The organism is Stutzerimonas sp. Brlt_14, from assembly GCF_051948915.1.
GTDB classification, from domain to species: Bacteria; Pseudomonadota; Gammaproteobacteria; order Pseudomonadales; family Pseudomonadaceae; genus Stutzerimonas; species Stutzerimonas stutzeri.
The window spans coordinates 225,453-240,942 of record NZ_JAYJLM010000001.1; the positions used below are offsets into that span (position 1 = coordinate 225,453).

The 15,490-nt window shown below is 62.1% G+C and carries 19 protein-coding genes and 2 tRNA genes; 7 read left to right on the plus strand and 14 right to left on the minus strand.

Translation table 11 applies throughout. The annotated features are described in order from the left end of the window. Positions 1 to 2: 2 nt before the first annotated feature. The 3 genes from VF716_RS01025 to VF716_RS01035 are packed head-to-tail and all read right to left on the minus strand — an operon-like array spanning position 3 to position 1,173. Positions 3 to 422: a DUF6691 family protein gene (locus tag VF716_RS01025; protein ID WP_014597036.1), complete on the minus strand. Its 420-nt coding sequence runs from the start codon at positions 420 to 422 to the stop codon at positions 3 to 5. A gap of 2 nt (positions 423 to 424) precedes the next feature. Continuing rightward, a complete protein-coding gene (locus VF716_RS01030; RefSeq protein ID WP_013983148.1) occupies positions 425 to 859 on the minus strand; it encodes a YeeE/YedE family protein in 435 nt (144 codons plus the stop codon). After that, entirely contained in the window at positions 856 to 1,173 is a 318-nt protein-coding gene (locus tag VF716_RS01035; RefSeq protein ID WP_011913642.1) for an ArsR/SmtB family transcription factor, read from the minus strand. The genes VF716_RS01030 and VF716_RS01035 overlap by 4 nt, the downstream gene beginning before the upstream one ends. A 187-nt stretch (positions 1,174 to 1,360) precedes the next feature. Here VF716_RS01035 and VF716_RS01040 point away from each other — a divergent pair, with 187 nt between their 5' ends. Next, entirely contained in the window at positions 1,361 to 1,651 is a 291-nt protein-coding gene (locus VF716_RS01040; protein WP_013983149.1) for a metal-sensing transcriptional repressor, read from the plus strand. A gap of 172 nt (positions 1,652 to 1,823) precedes the next feature. Here VF716_RS01040 and VF716_RS01045 read toward each other — a convergent pair. Both VF716_RS01045 and VF716_RS01050 read right to left on the minus strand, forming a co-directional pair. Then, positions 1,824 to 1,899 (minus strand) — tRNA-Gly (locus VF716_RS01045). Between the two features lie 17 nt (positions 1,900 to 1,916). Then, positions 1,917 to 1,992, minus strand: a tRNA-Glu gene (locus tag VF716_RS01050). Positions 1,993 to 2,205: 213 nt separating this feature from the next. Between VF716_RS01050 and VF716_RS01055 the strand changes: the two genes are divergently transcribed. Then, positions 2,206 to 2,973 carry a hypothetical protein gene (locus VF716_RS01055; RefSeq protein WP_017243998.1) on the plus strand — a complete coding sequence of 256 codons (768 nt, stop codon included), beginning with the start codon at positions 2,206 to 2,208 and terminating at the stop codon, positions 2,971 to 2,973. Positions 2,974 to 3,027: 54 nt separating this feature from the next. After that, positions 3,028 to 3,705, plus strand: a complete 678-nt coding sequence (locus VF716_RS01060) for a glutathione S-transferase family protein (protein ID WP_041771776.1) — start codon at positions 3,028 to 3,030, stop codon at positions 3,703 to 3,705. Positions 3,706 to 3,767: 62 nt separating this feature from the next. Here the strand turns inward: VF716_RS01060 and VF716_RS01065 are convergent, their stop codons facing one another. From VF716_RS01065 to msrB, 3 genes are all read right to left on the minus strand, one after another. After that, entirely contained in the window at positions 3,768 to 4,658 is an 891-nt protein-coding gene (locus tag VF716_RS01065; RefSeq protein ID WP_011913646.1) for an ATP-binding protein, read from the minus strand. Positions 4,659 to 4,745: 87 nt separating this feature from the next. Next, positions 4,746 to 5,228 carry a glutathione peroxidase gene (locus VF716_RS01070; RefSeq protein WP_019406805.1) on the minus strand — a complete coding sequence of 161 codons (483 nt, stop codon included), beginning with the start codon at positions 5,226 to 5,228 and terminating at the stop codon, positions 4,746 to 4,748. Positions 5,229 to 5,244: 16 nt separating this feature from the next. After that, positions 5,245 to 5,643: a peptide-methionine (R)-S-oxide reductase MsrB gene (gene msrB / locus VF716_RS01075; RefSeq protein WP_014597041.1), complete on the minus strand. Its 399-nt coding sequence runs from the start codon at positions 5,641 to 5,643 to the stop codon at positions 5,245 to 5,247. 270 nt (positions 5,644 to 5,913) lie between these two features. Here msrB and VF716_RS01080 point away from each other — a divergent pair, with 270 nt between their 5' ends. The 4 genes from VF716_RS01080 (at position 5,914) to VF716_RS01095 (ending at position 9,289) form a co-directional block, all read left to right on the plus strand. Continuing rightward, entirely contained in the window at positions 5,914 to 7,125 is a 1,212-nt protein-coding gene (locus VF716_RS01080; RefSeq protein ID WP_011913649.1) for a pyridoxal phosphate-dependent aminotransferase, read from the plus strand. A 4-nt stretch (positions 7,126 to 7,129) separates the two neighbouring features. Beyond that, positions 7,130 to 7,600, plus strand: a complete 471-nt coding sequence (locus tag VF716_RS01085; protein WP_011913650.1) for a hypothetical protein — start codon at positions 7,130 to 7,132, stop codon at positions 7,598 to 7,600. An 88-nt stretch (positions 7,601 to 7,688) separates the two neighbouring features. Continuing rightward, positions 7,689 to 8,561 carry a protease HtpX gene (gene htpX / locus VF716_RS01090; protein ID WP_014597043.1) on the plus strand — a complete coding sequence of 291 codons (873 nt, stop codon included), beginning with the start codon at positions 7,689 to 7,691 and terminating at the stop codon, positions 8,559 to 8,561. Positions 8,562 to 8,644: 83 nt separating this feature from the next. After that, positions 8,645 to 9,289, plus strand: coding sequence for a DUF2959 domain-containing protein (locus VF716_RS01095; protein ID WP_017243993.1), 645 nt, complete (start codon positions 8,645 to 8,647; stop codon positions 9,287 to 9,289). Positions 9,290 to 9,311: 22 nt separating this feature from the next. On the opposite strand, the gene VF716_RS01100 is transcribed toward VF716_RS01095, so the two are convergent. The 6 genes from VF716_RS01100 to VF716_RS01125 all read right to left on the minus strand — a co-directional run bounded on the left by VF716_RS01100 (position 9,312) and on the right by VF716_RS01125 (position 15,478). Next, on the minus strand, positions 9,312 to 9,971 hold the full coding sequence (locus VF716_RS01100) for a thiopurine S-methyltransferase (RefSeq protein WP_095460398.1): 660 nt from the start codon (positions 9,969 to 9,971) through the stop codon (positions 9,312 to 9,314). Positions 9,972 to 10,027: 56 nt separating this feature from the next. Next, positions 10,028 to 11,422 carry a sigma-54-dependent transcriptional regulator gene (locus VF716_RS01105; protein WP_125883395.1) on the minus strand — a complete coding sequence of 465 codons (1,395 nt, stop codon included), beginning with the start codon at positions 11,420 to 11,422 and terminating at the stop codon, positions 10,028 to 10,030. A 4-nt stretch (positions 11,423 to 11,426) separates the two neighbouring features. Further along, positions 11,427 to 12,614: a sensor histidine kinase gene (locus VF716_RS01110; protein ID WP_125853888.1), complete on the minus strand. Its 1,188-nt coding sequence runs from the start codon at positions 12,612 to 12,614 to the stop codon at positions 11,427 to 11,429. 132 nt (positions 12,615 to 12,746) lie between these two features. Beyond that, the gene (locus VF716_RS01115; RefSeq protein ID WP_014597048.1) at positions 12,747 to 14,213 is read right to left on the minus strand and encodes a sigma-54 dependent transcriptional regulator; all 1,467 of its coding nucleotides are present in this window, start codon (positions 14,211 to 14,213) and stop codon (positions 12,747 to 12,749) included. A gap of 386 nt (positions 14,214 to 14,599) precedes the next feature. Continuing rightward, a complete protein-coding gene (fliT, locus tag VF716_RS01120; RefSeq protein ID WP_011913657.1) occupies positions 14,600 to 14,896 on the minus strand; it encodes a flagellar protein FliT in 297 nt (98 codons plus the stop codon). Positions 14,897 to 15,037: 141 nt separating this feature from the next. Continuing rightward, positions 15,038 to 15,478 (minus strand): hypothetical protein, encoded by a 441-nt coding sequence (locus tag VF716_RS01125; RefSeq protein WP_011913658.1) that lies wholly within the window; start codon positions 15,476 to 15,478, stop codon positions 15,038 to 15,040. Positions 15,479 to 15,490: the final 12 nt, after the last annotated feature.

Here is a 15,490-nt window from a genome sequence, read left to right on the forward strand (position 1 = left end):
GGTCAGCAAGCGCGCCGGCGTTCCAGCGCAGAGAACAACAGCATTCCAGCGAGCATGGCGAACACGAACACAACGACCTGCCAGTGCCCGCCCAACAGCATGGCGATCGACGGCCCGGGGCAGATCCCGGCGACGCCCCACCCCACCCCGAACAACAGACTGCCCCCGATCAGGCGACCATCCAGCTCCCGCTTGGCCGGCAACTGCATCGGCGCGTCGAGCAGCGAACGGGTGCGCGCCTTCGCCCAGGTAAAAGGCAGCACTGCCGTTGCGATGGCACCGACCATCACCAGCGCCAGCGAGGGATCCCAGGCACCGGCGAGATCGAGAAAACCGATGACCTTGGCCGGATTGGTCATGCCGGAGAGGAGCAGCCCCATCCCGAACAGCAGCCCGGCGGCGAATGACGTCAACTTGCGCATGTTCAACCTCCCAGCAGATGACGCAGCACAAAGACCGTGGCGAAGCCAGCAGCCATGAACGCCAAGGTGGCGACGATGGAGCGCGGCGACAGTCGCGAGATCCCGCAGACCCCATGACCGCTGGTGCAGCCGGAACCGTAGCGGGTGCCGATACCCACCAGCAGCCCGGCAGCCAGCAGCCCCAGCCAATTGGTCTGGAATTCCGCAGCGGGCAACTCTGCCATCAGCAACCAGCACAGTGGTGCCAACAGGATGCCGAGAAGAAACAGCGCTTTCTCTCCGCGCCCTTCGGCACCTCGTTCGAGCAGGCTCGCAAGCAAACCGCTTATTCCGGCGATACGCCCGTTGAGCACAACGAACAGGCCAGCAGCCGCGCCGATCAGGACGCCACCGGCCAGCGCCGTCCAGGGCGTGAAATTGATCCAATCGATCGTCATGCCTGACCTCTCTCGCAGAACAGCTGATACAGGGTCGTGATTACCGCCAGCGCTTCAGGGCTGCTGATTCGATAGTGGATCTGCTTGCCTTCACGGCGAGTCGCAACGAGCCCCTCGCGCCGCAGCACAGCCAGTTGCTGTGACAATGTGGGCTGCTGAATACCCAGCAGCTGTTCCAGCTCGGAAACGTTGCGCTCGCCTTGCGACAGCTGACAGAGCAGCAGCAGGCGATCCGGGTTGGCCAGGGCCTTGAGCAAGGCGCCAGCGGAGGCTGCATTGGCTCGCAGCTGTTCGATGTCCAGCTCGGGCGTCATGAGACGGTCACCAATACGGTTAAGATGAATACAATATATGTTTTTATATAATGTAAGGCAAGCCGTCAGCGAAAGAAGTTGGCCGTGCCCGCGGTCATCGTTAGCATGCCCCTACCCGTATACAGGCCACTCGGCCAAGCGACCGGAACACCCGCCAGTTCTTCTTTCGTGATCTTGAGGTAAACGCATGAATGACCAGACCACTGCCGCTGAATCCGCGGAACTGCAGACTCAGCAGCAGGCCATGCTGAAACGGCTCGCGCGAGTCGAGGGGCAGGTGCGCGGCATTCAGGCGATGATCAGACGCGGGGAGGATTGTGAAGCGATCGCTCAGCAGTTCTCCGCTGCGCGCAGTGCGTTGGACAAGGCCTACCGGCTGATGCTGACGTGCCTGATCGAGGAAGCGCTGCAGGATCAGACCCAGGATACCGGCGAGACCCTGGAACGCGTGCGCAGCATTTTCACCAAGTACACCTGAAGCAAGCCGCTGTCGACCGATCGATACCGCAAGCCTCGGCGAGCACGCCGGCCTGGGCCGTAGCGAACCGTTGACGCTATCCAGGTGAATGTCGAGAACGCAAAACGAAAAAAGCGACCCTGAGGTCGCTTTTTTGATTCCTCGCAGGCCTGAAGAAGCCGCGAAGAGAATTTGGAGCGGGAAACGAGACTCGAACTCGCGACCCCGACCTTGGCAAGGTCGTGCTCTACCAACTGAGCTATTCCCGCTTATCTACAACAAAAAGTGGCGTCCCCTAGGGGACTCGAACCCCTGTTACCGCCGTGAAAGGGCGGTGTCCTAGGCCACTAGACGAAGGGGACGCTGCCCGGAAACTACAGCTTACTTCCGGCTTGCAGCGCTCTGTTTGGCGCTTCACGCTGCAAGTGGCGCGCATTCTATGGAGGCCTCCAAAGGTCGTCAAGCATAGTTTTAAAAAAATTTTCGCAGCATCACCGTGCGGCAGCTGGAGCTATCGGCCACATCATCAAGCCACTACACTCAGACGAAAAGCCAGCGGCTCGAGAGGTAGTCAAGTGTCCCCACTAATGATCACGGGATTGATCCTGGCCGGTTTGCTCGTTCTGGTCATCATCGTCTACTCCATACAGATCGTCGAAAAAGGCAATCTGGAAAAGGCCCGCAAGCGCGCCGAGCTGACCGACCGCTGCCGCCGCTGCGCCGATCTTTCTGACGGCCTGCCCGGGCAGATGATGACCCCGGCCCTGAAGCTGTTGCTCACCCGCCTCGAGCTGGCGCTCAGCGAGCGCCTGCAGCCGCTGGACAAGGGCAACGACAAACTGGCGGCCCGCCTTCAGACATTGCGCGCAGACGTAGCGAAGGGTGAGGCGATCGAAGTGCGCAATCCGCCCCGGCAGATCCTCACCGAGGCCCAGGCCAAGGAGAGCCGCTTCATGCTCGAGGATCTCCACGCCCAGATCGTGCGCGCCACCAAGGAAGGCCTCCTGGAACAAGCCGAGGCCAAGCGCTGGGTACAGGATATCCAGCGGATGCTGGCCATCCTGCACATCGAGTTCTTCACCAACCTGGGCAAGCAGGCGTTGCAGCAGAACCAGCCGCAGCGTGCACGCCTGGCCTTCGAACGAGGCGTCCAGCACATTCGACGGCAGCCGGCACCGGCGCCTTACCAGGCTCAACTGAAACAGCTGGAGGCCCTGCTGGAGCATGCCAACGCACTGGTGCTGAAGAACGAGGTGCCCAAGGCCGACGAGTCGAGCGAGCTGGCCGAAGGCATGAAGGCATTCGACGACGAAGACCTCTGGAAGAAGAACAACGTCTACTGATCGCATCACCGGCGACAGCTCATAACAAGAACGAATCCACCGCGGAGGACGATGATGTCTGTGACCCTGTACGGCGTGCCCCTCTCCCCCTTCGTCCGCAAGGTACGGCTGTGCCTGCAGGAAAAGGGACTCGACTATCAGCTTGAAACGGTGATGCCCTTCACCCCGCCAGACTGGTACTACGCCATCAACCCGCTGGGACGTATTCCCGCGCTCAAGGATGGTGACTGCACCCTCGCCGACTCCAGCGTGATCTGCCAGTACCTCGAAGAAGCCTATCCCGCCACGCCAACCCTGTACGGCGACAGCGCCCAAGCGCGCGGCCAGGTGCGCTGGCTCGAGAAATACGCGGATTACGAGCTGGCGCCGTTGACCACCTTCACCGTGTTTCGCAACCGAATTCTCAAGCCGACCTCCGGCCAGCCGTGCAACGAAGAGGCGGTGCAGACAGCGATGCAGCAGAAGCTGCCGCCTCATTTCGACTACCTCGAGCAGCAGCTCGGCGACAACGATTTCTTCGTCTGCGCCCGGTTATCCATGGCGGACATCGCCGTGACCTGTCAGCTGATCAACATGAGCCACGGCGGCGAACAGCTCGATGCCCAGCGCTGGCCGGGGCTGGCTGCACACCATGCGCGCATGCTGGCGCGTCCCGCCATCGAAAGCCTGCTGCCGGGCGAGCAACGCATGAATGCCAAGCTGCAGGAGATGGGCAAGGCCGCTACCGTCTAGGGTCGGCCGGCATCGGGCCCGCCGCAACAGCTGCGGCGGGCTCGACAAGCTACCAACGTCAGTTAGCGCCGCGCGTCGAGCAAACGCGCGCCCACCCACTGACGGGCGTACTGATACGCGCAGCGTCCATTGCGATTGCCGCGTCCGGTGGCCCAGCGAATCGCGTCCTTTTCCAGCGCTTCGTCCCAATCCCATTGCAGGCGCGCCTTGCCTGCTAGCGAATCGATCCAGTGGCGCACCACACTGAGGTAGTGCTGCTGGCTGAAGGGATAGAACGACAGCCAGAGGCCGAAACGATCGGACAAGGCAATCTTGTCCTCCACCGCCTCGTTCGGATGCAGCTCGCCGTCCACCATCTGCCAGTTCTCGTTGTCGCTCTGGCGCTCCGGCACCAGGTGACGGCGGTTCGACGTGGCATACAGCAGCACGTTCTCCGGCGCACGCTCCAGGGAACCGTCGAGCACGCTCTTGAGGACCCGGTAGTCACCCTCGCCGGCCTCGAAGGACAGGTCGTCGCAGAACAGCACGAAGGCCTGACGCTGCCCTGAAAGCAGCTCCACCACGCGCGGCAGATCCGCCAGATGGTCGCGCTCGATCTCGATCAGGCGCAGCCCACGGCCGGCGTACTCGGCCAACAGAGCGCGAATCAGCGACGATTTTCCAGTACCACGGGCGCCCCAGAGCAAGACGTGATTGGCGGGCAGGCCATCGACGAACTGCTGGGTATTGGCAGCCAGCAGATCACGCTGTCGGTCGATGCCGATCAAGTCGTCCAGACGCAGATCGAGATTGACCTCGAGCGGCGCCAGATAGCCGCTTCGGCCGTCACGCTGCCAGCGCGCCGCCAGCGTATGCTCCCAATCAATAACGGGCGGCTGCGCGGGCAGCAACGGCTCGATACGCGCCAACAGGCCTTCGGCACGCTGCAGGAAGGCTTTCAACTCGACATCCATGATTGACTCCAAAACAGAAAAAGTCCGGCCGAAGCCGGACCAGACATCAACGCCTGCAAAAGCTATCGATCCCGCGCCGCTCGTGGTTCAGAGCAGCGCCTCGATATCCGCCGCCAGCGCCTGCGGCGCGGTACGCGAGGAATAGCGCCGCACCGTGCGCCCCTGATCGGAGATGAGGAACTTGGTGAAATTCCACTTGATCGCCTTGCTGCCCAGCAGGCCGGGCGCGCGCTTCTTCAGCTCGATGAACAGCGGATGGGCGTCGCCGCCATTGACCTCGACCTTGGCGAACAACGGGAAGGACACGCCGAACCGGCGCTCGCAGAAGGTGGCGATCTGCGCCTCGCTATCCGGCTCCTGTCCGCCGAACTGGTTGCACGGAAAACCGAGCACGACCAGGCCACGCTCGCCGTAGCGCTGCCAGAGCTCCTCCAATCCCTTGTACTGGGGCGTGAAACCACATTGGCTGGCGGTGTTCACCACGAGCAGCACCTTGGCATCGAAATCGGCGAGCGTCTTGTGCTCGCCGTCGATGGTGACGCAGGGAATATCTAACAGAGGATCGCGCATGCTGGTTCCTTGCGGCTCAGACTTCGCGGGGCTTCAAGTCGAGCGAGGCCGAATTGATGCAATAGCGCAGACCGGTCGGTTTAGGGCCATCGGGGAACACATGCCCCAGGTGGGCGTCGCAGCGAGCGCACCTGACCTCGATCCGGTGCATGCCATGACTGAAGTCATCCAGGCTGGCGATGGCCGTATCGCTTACCGGCTGGAAATAGCTGGGCCAGCCACAGCCGGAGTCGAACTTGGCATCGGCATCGAACAGTGGCGCATCACAGCAGACGCAATGGTAGACGCCCGGCGTCCGGGTGTCGTTGTACTTGCCGGTGAAGGGGCGCTCGGTGGCGCCGAGCCGGCAGATCTGGAACTGCTCATCGGACAGCTCCTCGCGCCAGGCGTCGAGCGGTTTTTCCAGCTTGTCCATCGGTAGCCTCCTCGGGGTCTGTTCGCGTTTCGTCCCATGGCCACGACATGGCGCACCGGTTGTTTGAAACGCACACGAAGCGCAACAGCACGCTATATAAAAAAGGCCGATCTGTACCTTTTCCGGTGGTCGGGCCGCACGTATCATGCCTCCCTCTTCGACGCCTAGTCTGGCAGCGGGGTTTCCGACTGCCAAGGCGCCCGGGTTCATGCCAAACGTGACCAGCCATTTCCGGAACTGGCACGTTTTCACTTCGGGACACTCAGGATCATGCAGGTCAGCAAATCGAACAAGCTCGCCAATGTCTGTTACGACATCCGTGGGCCAGTGCTCAAGCACGCCAAACGCCTGGAAGAGGAAGGCCATCGCATCCTCAAGCTGAACATCGGCAACCCGGCGCCGTTCGGTTTCGAAGCACCGGAGGAAATTCTCCAGGACGTGATCCGCAACCTGCCGACTGCCCAGGGCTACAGCGACTCGAAAGGCCTGTTCAGCGCCCGCAAGGCGATCATGCAGTACTACCAGCAAAAGCAGGTGGAAGGCATCGGCATCGAGGACATCTATCTCGGCAACGGCGTGTCCGAGCTGATCGTGATGTCCATGCAGGCGTTGCTCAACAACGGCGACGAAGTGCTGATCCCCGCTCCGGACTACCCGCTCTGGACGGCCGCCGTGAGCCTGGCCGGCGGCAAGCCGGTGCATTACCTCTGCGACGAACAGGCCAACTGGTGGCCGGACCTGGCCGACATCAAGGCCAAGATCACGCCAAACACCAAGGCGCTGGTCCTGATCAACCCGAACAACCCCACCGGCGCGGTCTATCCGAAGGAAGTCCTGGAAGGCATGGTGGAGCTGGCTCGCCAGCACAAGCTGGTGCTGTTCTCCGACGAGATCTACGACAAGATTCTCTATGACGGCGCGGTGCATATCTCCACCGCCTCGCTGGCGCCGGACGTGCTCTGCCTGACCTTCAACGGCTTGTCCAAGTCCTATCGTGTCGCCGGCTTCCGCTCCGGCTGGGTGGCCATCTCCGGCCCCAAACACAAGGCCCAGAGTTATATCGAAGGCCTGGATATCCTTGCCAACATGCGCCTGTGCGCCAACGTACCGTCGCAGCATGCGATTCAGACGGCACTGGGCGGCTATCAGAGCATCAATGACCTGGTCCTGCCGCCGGGTCGGCTGCTCGAGCAGCGCAACCGCACCTGGGAGCTGCTCAACGACATTCCCGGCATCAGCTGCGTCAAGCCCATGGGCGCGCTGTATGCGTTCCCGCGCATCGATCCGAAGATCTGCCCGATTCACAACGACGAGAAGTTCGTGCTCGACCTGCTGCTTTCCGAGAAACTGCTGATTGTCCAGGGCACGGCATTCAACTGGCCGTGGCCGGATCACTTCCGGGTGGTTACCCTGCCGCGCGTGGATGACCTGGAGCAGGCGATCGGACGCATCGGCAACTTCCTCAAGACCTACCAGCAGTAACCGAATGGATCTGCAGATAGACGACTTCTACAAGGACGCCGCGGGCGGTCTGCTCGCGTTGTATCAGGCGTTTCCACGGAAGATCGCGCTGTATGTGGAAGACCTGATAGGCCGGGAAGAGCCGGACGAGTTCGGCCTGCCCTCCAAACGCCACCAGAGCTGCCTGGGCGCCCTGCTCTGGCTGGCCGACGAAGGCTATCTGCGCTTCGAGAGCACCATCCAGTTCCTCGCACTGGACCAGGCCGTGCTGACCGAGAAGGGTTTCATTCGCCTGACCCGCGCCGTCCCCGGATACCTGGCGGGCGACCGCAGCCTGCCTCCCAGCGTACTGCGCATCCAGGCCAGTCTCGCCCATCAGCTTCGCGACGCACTGAAAAGCGGTCACAGCGAGCGCATCGCCCATCTTGCCCGCTTGCTGTTCGAAAACGACACCGGCTCGCCGCTGCACTCCAGCCTTGGCGCACAAGCGACATAGCTTGAAATAGTCGCTCGGTTGAATAGCTCAAGGGCGCACCTTATATAGCCTATCGTTCTTCAAATCCTACCCTGGAGTCTGCCGCAACATGATGCGCATTTTCTTGTTCCTGGCCACCAACCTTGCGGTCCTGGTCATCGCCAGCATCACCCTGAAGCTGCTCGGGGTCGATCGCTACACCGGCCAGAACTATGGCAGCCTGCTGGTCTTCTGTGCGGTGTTCGGCTTTGCGGGATCGCTGATTTCGCTGTTCATCTCCAAGTGGATGGCGAAGATGAGCACACGCACGGAGATCATCAGCCAGCCGCGCACCCGCCATGAGCAGTGGCTGCTGCAGACCGTCGAGCAACTGTCGCGCGAAGCCGGTATCAAGATGCCCGAGGTCGGTATCTTCCCGGCCTACGAGGCCAACGCCTTCGCCACCGGATGGAATCGCAACGACGCGCTGGTAGCCGTCAGCCAGGGCCTGCTCGAACGTTTCTCCCCGGATGAAGTGCGCGCGGTGCTGGCGCATGAAATCGGCCACGTGGCCAATGGCGACATGGTCACCCTGGCGCTGATCCAGGGCGTTGTGAACACCTTCGTCATGTTCTTCGCACGAATCTTCGGCAACTTCGTCGACAAGGCGATCCTCAAGAACGAGGACGGCCATGGCATCGGCTACTTCGTCGCGACGATCTTCGCCGAACTGGTACTGGGCATCCTTGCCAGCATCATCGTCATGTGGTTCTCGCGCAAGCGTGAATACCGCGCCGACGAAGCCGGCGCGCAACTGGCCGGCACCGGCGCCATGATCGGCGCCCTGCAGCGTCTGCGGGCCGAACAGGGCCTACCGGTGCACATGCCCGATTCGCTCAAGGCGTTCGGCATCAACGGCTCGCTCAAGCACGGCATGGCCGGCCTGTTCATGACCCATCCCTCTCTGGAGGATCGCATCGAAGCCCTGCGTCAGCGTGGCTGAGATCGACCGAGTGGTACCGGGGCGACGCAAGTCGCCCTTTTCGTTTGTCTATGCAGATTCAACTCCGCATAGAAGGAATCGCCATGCGTCGCCTCATCTTCGTCTGCTGCGCCCTGCTCGCCCTCGCTGGCTGCCAGAGTGCCTATTACTCCGCAATGGAAAAAGCCGGCATCCACAAGCGTGACATCCTGGTCGACCGGGTGGAGGACGCACGCGACTCGCAGCAAGCCGCCAAGGAGCAGTTCAAGGATGCGTTGGAGCGCTATCGCAGCGTGGTCGAGGTCAAGGGCGGCGACCTGGAGAAGCGCTATGACGCACTGAACCGACAGTACGAGGCGAGCGTCGCCAGCGCCCGGGATGTGCGGGCCCGCATCGACGCGGTGGAAGACGTCGCCAATGCGCTTTTCAAGGAATGGGAGAGCGAACTGAAGCAGTACAGCAATGCCAGCCTGAAGGCTGCCAGCGCGAAGGAGCTGAGCCGTACCCGCGCCGAATACCGGACGCTGCTGCAACGCATGAAGGCAGCCGAACAACGCATCGAGCCAGTGCTCAGCGTACTGCGCGATCAGGTGCTGTTTCTCAAGCACAACCTCAATGCCCGCGCGATCAGCGCCCTGCATGGCGAGTACCGCACGCTGCAAGGCAATGTCGACCAGTTGATGGCGGACATGCAGCGCGCCATCGATGAGGCCGACACCTTTATCCGCAGACTCCAGGCGGACAGCTGAGCACAGCGAGCGGCAACGGCGGTCAATCCCGCCGTTGCAGCCGGTAAAACTGTTCTTGCAGGCGCTGCAGCCCACGCTCACGCATCTTCGGATTGCGCTCCAGCACTTCCTTGGCCTCCAGCTGCTGCACGTCCCACGCGTCGTCGTACAACGTGCTCACTTCCGCCTGGCTGACAGCGAACGGCGGGCCATCCATTTCCGCCTGGTCGTAATCGAGCGTAACCAGCAATTGCTGGCAGCCGGCCGGCAGAATGTTCGTCAGCAACGCGGCGTAGCGCTGGCGCATCGCCGGCGGCAGCGCAATCAGCGCGGCGCGATCGTAAACGCCCCGGCAGTCGGCAACGTCTTGCGCCGCCAGCGCAAAGAAATCGCCACAACGGATCTCAAGCCTGCCGGATCGATAGACTTTGAATGCGCCGACCTGCGAAATCTCCGCCTCCAGACCTTGCTCGGCGAAAAACGCCTCGACAGCTTTCTGGCTCAGCTCCACCCCCAGTACGCGATGGCCCTGCCCTGCGAGCCAGGCCAGGTCCAGGCTCTTGCCACACAGCGGCACCAGCACAGCTGCATCCTCGGGCAAAGCCAGCCGCGGCCAGTGACGGCGCAAGCCGGGATGGACGTCTTCGAGGTGAAAACCGATTTCGTTGCGAGCCCAACGTTCTTGCCAGAAGTTCTGGTGCACCTGCGCGCCTCCGCTGCATGAAAGCCGCAGCTTAGCAGAGCCATTGCGACCCCGGCTCAGCTGGCGTATAGCAAAGCTTCCACATCGACCCCGGCGTCGCGCATCTGTGCCAGCTTGTAGCGCAAGGTTCGCGCACTGATGCCCAGCCGGTCGGCGGTCTCCTTGCGACGCCCGCGTTCGGCGCGCAGCGTGTCGATGATCAACTGGAATTCGCGCCGCCGCAGATCATCACCCAAGGCGGAACCGACTTCGCCATCAGCGGCAGAGGCCTCGCTAGGCAGTGACGCTGGATTACTGGCAAGCGGCGCACCGACAGCACCAGCAGAGCCGAGCAGGCAGAGATCTTCGGGCTGAATGACACCACCCTGCTGAAGGATCAGCGCACGCTGAATGGCATTGTCCAGTTCACGCACGTTACCCGGCCAGCCGTGTTCGAGCAGGCAGCGTAGCGCGGCCGACGACAACCGAGCCGGTACCTGTCGCATCTTTCGGGCATGGCCCGCCAGCAGGCGCTCGGCCAGCGGCAGGATATCGGCCGGACGCTCGCGCAGCGGCGGCCAGGCCAGGGGAAAAACGGACAATCGATAGAACAGGTCTTCGCGGAAGCGCCCGGCGGCCACCTCAGCGGCCAGATCGCGGTTGGTGGTCGCAAGCACCCGGATATCCAGGGCAATCGACCTTCGCCCGCCGACCCGCTCCACCTCGCGCTCCTGCAGCACCCGCAACAGCTTGGCCTGCAGCGCGAGCGGCATCTCGGAAATCTCGTCGAGCAGCAGCGTACCGCCATCGGCCTGCTCGAACTTGCCAGGCTGACTGGCGATGGCCCCGGTGAAGGCGCCCTTTTCGTGGCCGAACAGCGTCGCCTCCAGCATGTTGTCCGGAATAGCGGCGCAGTTGATGGCGATGAACGGCTTTGCGCCACGCGGCGAGCGCTGGTGGATATAACGTGCCAGCACTTCCTTGCCGGTACCCGATTCGCCGGAGATGAGCACCGTCGAGTCGCTTTGCGCCACGCGCGCAGCAAGATCCAGAAGCCGCTGGCTGGACGGCTCGCAGGCGACCGGACCCTGTGCCTCCAGCGGACCGAGGGCGCCGTTGACGTGGCGACCCAGCAGTTCGAGCAGCGTGCCGGGCTCGAAGGGCTTGACGAGGTAATCGACCGCCCCCTGACGCATCGCGTCCACCGCCTTCGCCACGGCGCCAAAGGCCGTCATCAGCAGCACCGGAATCTGCGGATAACGTTTGCGAATCGAGGCGAGCAGCTCATGGCCATCCATACCCGGCATGTTCACGTCGCTGATGACCAGACCAAAGGGCTCCTGCTCCAGTGCGATGAGTGCGGCTTCGCCGCAGTCGACGGCTCGATGTGCATAGCCGCCCAGTTCGAGCGTGATACCCAGTGCTTCTCGCAGGGATGGATCATCTTCGACCAGCAGTACTTTCGCAGCCATCAGCTCACACGACCTTCTGAACGATAGGAATCAACGGCAACGCAACGATGACGCAAGTGCCGCGACCTGGCCGGGAACGCAGGCGCAGCTCGCCTTGATGGGCACGGGCGACAGCCTTCGCGACCGCAAGCCCGAGGCCGGTTCCATTGTCCCGGGTAGTGAAGAACGGCTCGCCCAACCGCCCCAGGATGCCAGCCTCTATGCCGCGGCCGTTATCGCTGATGCACAGGTGCAGCGTGGCATCACGCCGATACAGATGAATCTTCAAACGACATGCGCCACTGCAGGCCTGCAAGGCGTTCTGGACAAGGTTGAGCAGTGCGCCGACCAGTGTGTCGCGGTTGCAAAGAAGCTCGCCGCCTTGCGCATCGTTCTGCCAGCGCACAGCGACATCTCCCAGTTTCGGCTCCGCCGCCGCGCGAAGAGCGGACAGCAGCTCGGCCGGGGTCACGCGGTCGTTCAGCGGCAGATCGCCCCGGGCGAACACCAGCATGTCGCGAACCTGGTGCTCCAGCTCGTGCAGGCGCGCTTTCAGACTGCCGGCGAAACGTTGCTGCTGTTGCTCGCTCAAGCCACCTTGCTCGAGGTGGCTTGCATACAGCAGCGCGGTGGAAAGCGGTGTGCGAATCTGATGGGCTAGCGATGCCACCATTCGCCCCAGGGACGACAAGCGCTCATGGCGCGCCAACTGATCCTGCAGACGCCGGGTTTCGGTAAGGTCGGTCAACAGCACCAACTGGCCGGGCTCGCCGCTGAGAGAACGAGTGGCGATCGACAGACGGCGTCCGTTGCGCAGGGAAATCTCATGGCCATCATCCTTGCGCGGGGCGAAACTGCGGACGATGACGTCGCGCCAGTTGACACCCACCAGGGGCTCACCCAGAAGCTCCAAGGCCACAGGATTGGCGTCGCGCACCACCCCTTGGCCATCGATGACGATCACGCCGCCCGGAAGCAGGTCAAGCACGTTTCGCAGTCGTTGAGCGAGCCGCTCCTTCTCCTCGAGCTCGTGGCGACGCTGCGCCCCCGCCTCGGCGAGCTGGTCCCGGAGCTCAGCGACGTGTGCCTGCAAAAGCCCCTCGGACTCGCCCAGCTGTCCGGCAAGCTCTCGAAAACGTTCGAGCGAGCCTTTGAGGTCGACCGCATCGGTGGGCTCAAAGGACGCTATGGACGGCCTGGTGACGAAATTCACTGATTCACTGCGCCTGTCAAAAGATGGTCGGTCAAGTGAAACCAGCAAGGTTCATGCCCGGCGGCGTCATCCGCTGATGCGTCCCAGAAACGCAAAAGGCCACCCGAAGGTGGCCTTTGTCATGCACGAATACTACTCGCCCAGTTCGTCGTCGCGGCGGTTCATTCCATATTTGCGCATTTTCTCCACCAGCGTGGTCCGCCGGATGCGCAGCCGCTCCGCGGCACGGGCAACCACACCACCGGCGTCTTCGAGCGCCTGATGGATCAGCCCCTGCTCAAGGTTGCCGAGGTACTCCTTCAGGTCCAGCCCCTCGACAGGGAGCATGGCCTGCGCCTCAGGCACCACCATCGGCGCGCTGATGGCGGCACGCTCTTCCATCTCGTCATGCAGACTGGTTGCGTACTGCTCGTCGTCATCATCAACGTGCCGGAACTTCTTCGGCAGCTCCATTACACCGATCACACCATAAGGATGCATGATCGCCATGCGTTCGACGAGGTTGGCCAATTCGCGAACGTTACCTGGCCAGTCGTGCCGGCAGAGCGACATGATGGCAGCCGAGTTGAACCTGATGGAGCCGCGCTTCTCGTGCTCCATGCGCGAGATCAGCTCGTTCATCAGCAGTGGGATGTCTTCCACACGCTCGCGCAGCGGCGCCATTTCGATCGGGAAGACGTTCAGGCGATAGTAGAGGTCCTCACGGAAGGTCCCCTCTTCGATCATCTTTTCCAGATCCTTGTGGGTCGCGGCAATGATCCGAACATCGGCATTCTGCGTGCGGTTGCTGCCGACGCGCTCGAATGTGCGCTCCTGCAGTACACGAAGAAGCTTGACCTGCATGGGTAACGGCATGTCGCCGATTTCGTCGAGGAACAGCGTACCGCCCTCGGCCAGCTCGAAGCGCCCTGCCCGCGCGGTGATCGCGCCGGTAAAGGCGCCTTTTTCGTGTCCGAACAGTTCGCTTTCCAGCAATTCTGCCGGGATAGCACCGCAATTGACTGGAACGAACGGCCCCTGGCGCCGCTTGGAATGGTAGTGCAGGTTACGCGCGACCACCTCCTTGCCGGTACCGGATTCGCCGAGGATCAGCACGCTGGCCTCCGTATCAGCGACCTGCTCCATCATCTGACGGACATGCTGCACCGCTCGGCTGGTGCCAACCAGGCTGCGGAAAAGATTGGGTTCGCGCTGCCGGCCGCGCGTCTTGGACTCGTACATTTCACGGTAGATCTGCGCGCGGTGCAGCGAGTCGAGCAGCTTGTTGTAGCTGGGCGGCATTTCCAGGCTGGTGAGGACCCGGCGTCGAATCTCCTCGGGCCAGTCGGCCGGTGCCGGCTCGCCAATCAGCATCAACGGGACGTTCTCATCCCATTTGCTCATCTGCTTGATCAGCTCGATGGCGCCACCCCTGGTGGTCACATCCCCCAGCATGACGCCATTCACGACTCGACTGGACTCGAGGCCGGCGACAGCGTCCTGCCATTCACTGCTGGAGCAAGCCAGATGATCCTCACTGAGAAAATTCAGAATGACCGTCAAATCCCGCCGACGGTCACGATCATCATCTATCAACAAAATCTTGGTTTCACGCCACATCTTGTTTATAGGGCTCTTTAGAGGCTGAAAGAAAGCCTGCGCTCGCATCCATGGAAATAAAGGCGATCACACTTCATGGCAGATGAAACGTAGATTAATGAAAAAATGAACTGAGTCAAATTTATGGCGTGAATTAACGACCAAAGAACGAGCCGAAAATCAGAGTGTTGTGAAACGCCCAGCAGCTCAACCGGTCAGTTGCGCGCAAGATCGTGGACAAGATAGGGATTTACCAAGCAGTACGCGTCAAACAGATGACCGCCAGTGCGGCACTGGCGACATAATGCCACATACTTTGTAATGATAAAAAGCGAGAGGTCGTGACTGGCCCATGGTGAGCCGAGGACGGTCGGGAACGGTGCACACAAGCATGTTGCGTTCGGCATTCAACCGAACAGCTGGTAGACCTTGGCGCCCTGCTGCGACTGATTGAGCTGACGCAGTTCGCCTGCCACCCTGGCCTGTTCGATCTGGCAGGTCATGACCAGTTCGCGATAGAGATCGAGCAGCTCCTGCAAACGTTGCCGGACAGCTCCATCATCACGCTGATGTTCGCGCATCGCCTCATCGACAGCGCTGCGGCACTCGCGGTCGAGCATGCCGATGGCCGACCAATCCTGCTGCGTCAGCGCGTCGCGCAGTGCGGTGCCGGTTTCTTCTAGGCGCTTGACGGAAGCATTCATGTTCGACTCCGGGGCCTGAGCCCGATGCGGCGGTCTTGCCGAGCCAGCGGATACGTTGCAAAGCAACGGTGCTGAATCCTTATCGGCAATCGACGCTCAGCCTTTAGACCGAACGGCAAAAAGACTGCCTCGGCGTGCAGCTCAGTAGCGTTCGCGCAACCCCGGAGGCACGCTGGGCGGTGCAACCGGTTCCCAAGGGCCATCCGGGCGCGCCGCGCAGAACCAGTCGCCATCCCAGCGATAGTAAAGGCGCTCGCGATAGTACAGCTCGCGCCCCTCCACCACATAGACACCCAGGCGATTGTCCCAATGAGCCGCCACGTGCGGCGGCGGCGCGTAGCGCGGATGGCTTCTCTGCGTGGCTGGAGCCCTGGGTGCCGGTGGCGCCTTGATAGGCGGTGGCGCGATGACCGGACCGGAGGGCTCCGGTGCCCGCGGAACCGGTGCAGGTGCCGGTGCCTGCGGTGCGGAATCGTACGGGTTCCCAGCACAGGCGCCGAGCAACAGCGTCAGACCAATCAGCGCGGCCCGCAGAACAATCCGCGCGGGAGCAAACGGGTTCGCTGTTGGCTTCAGGTTCATCTCCACCTCTAC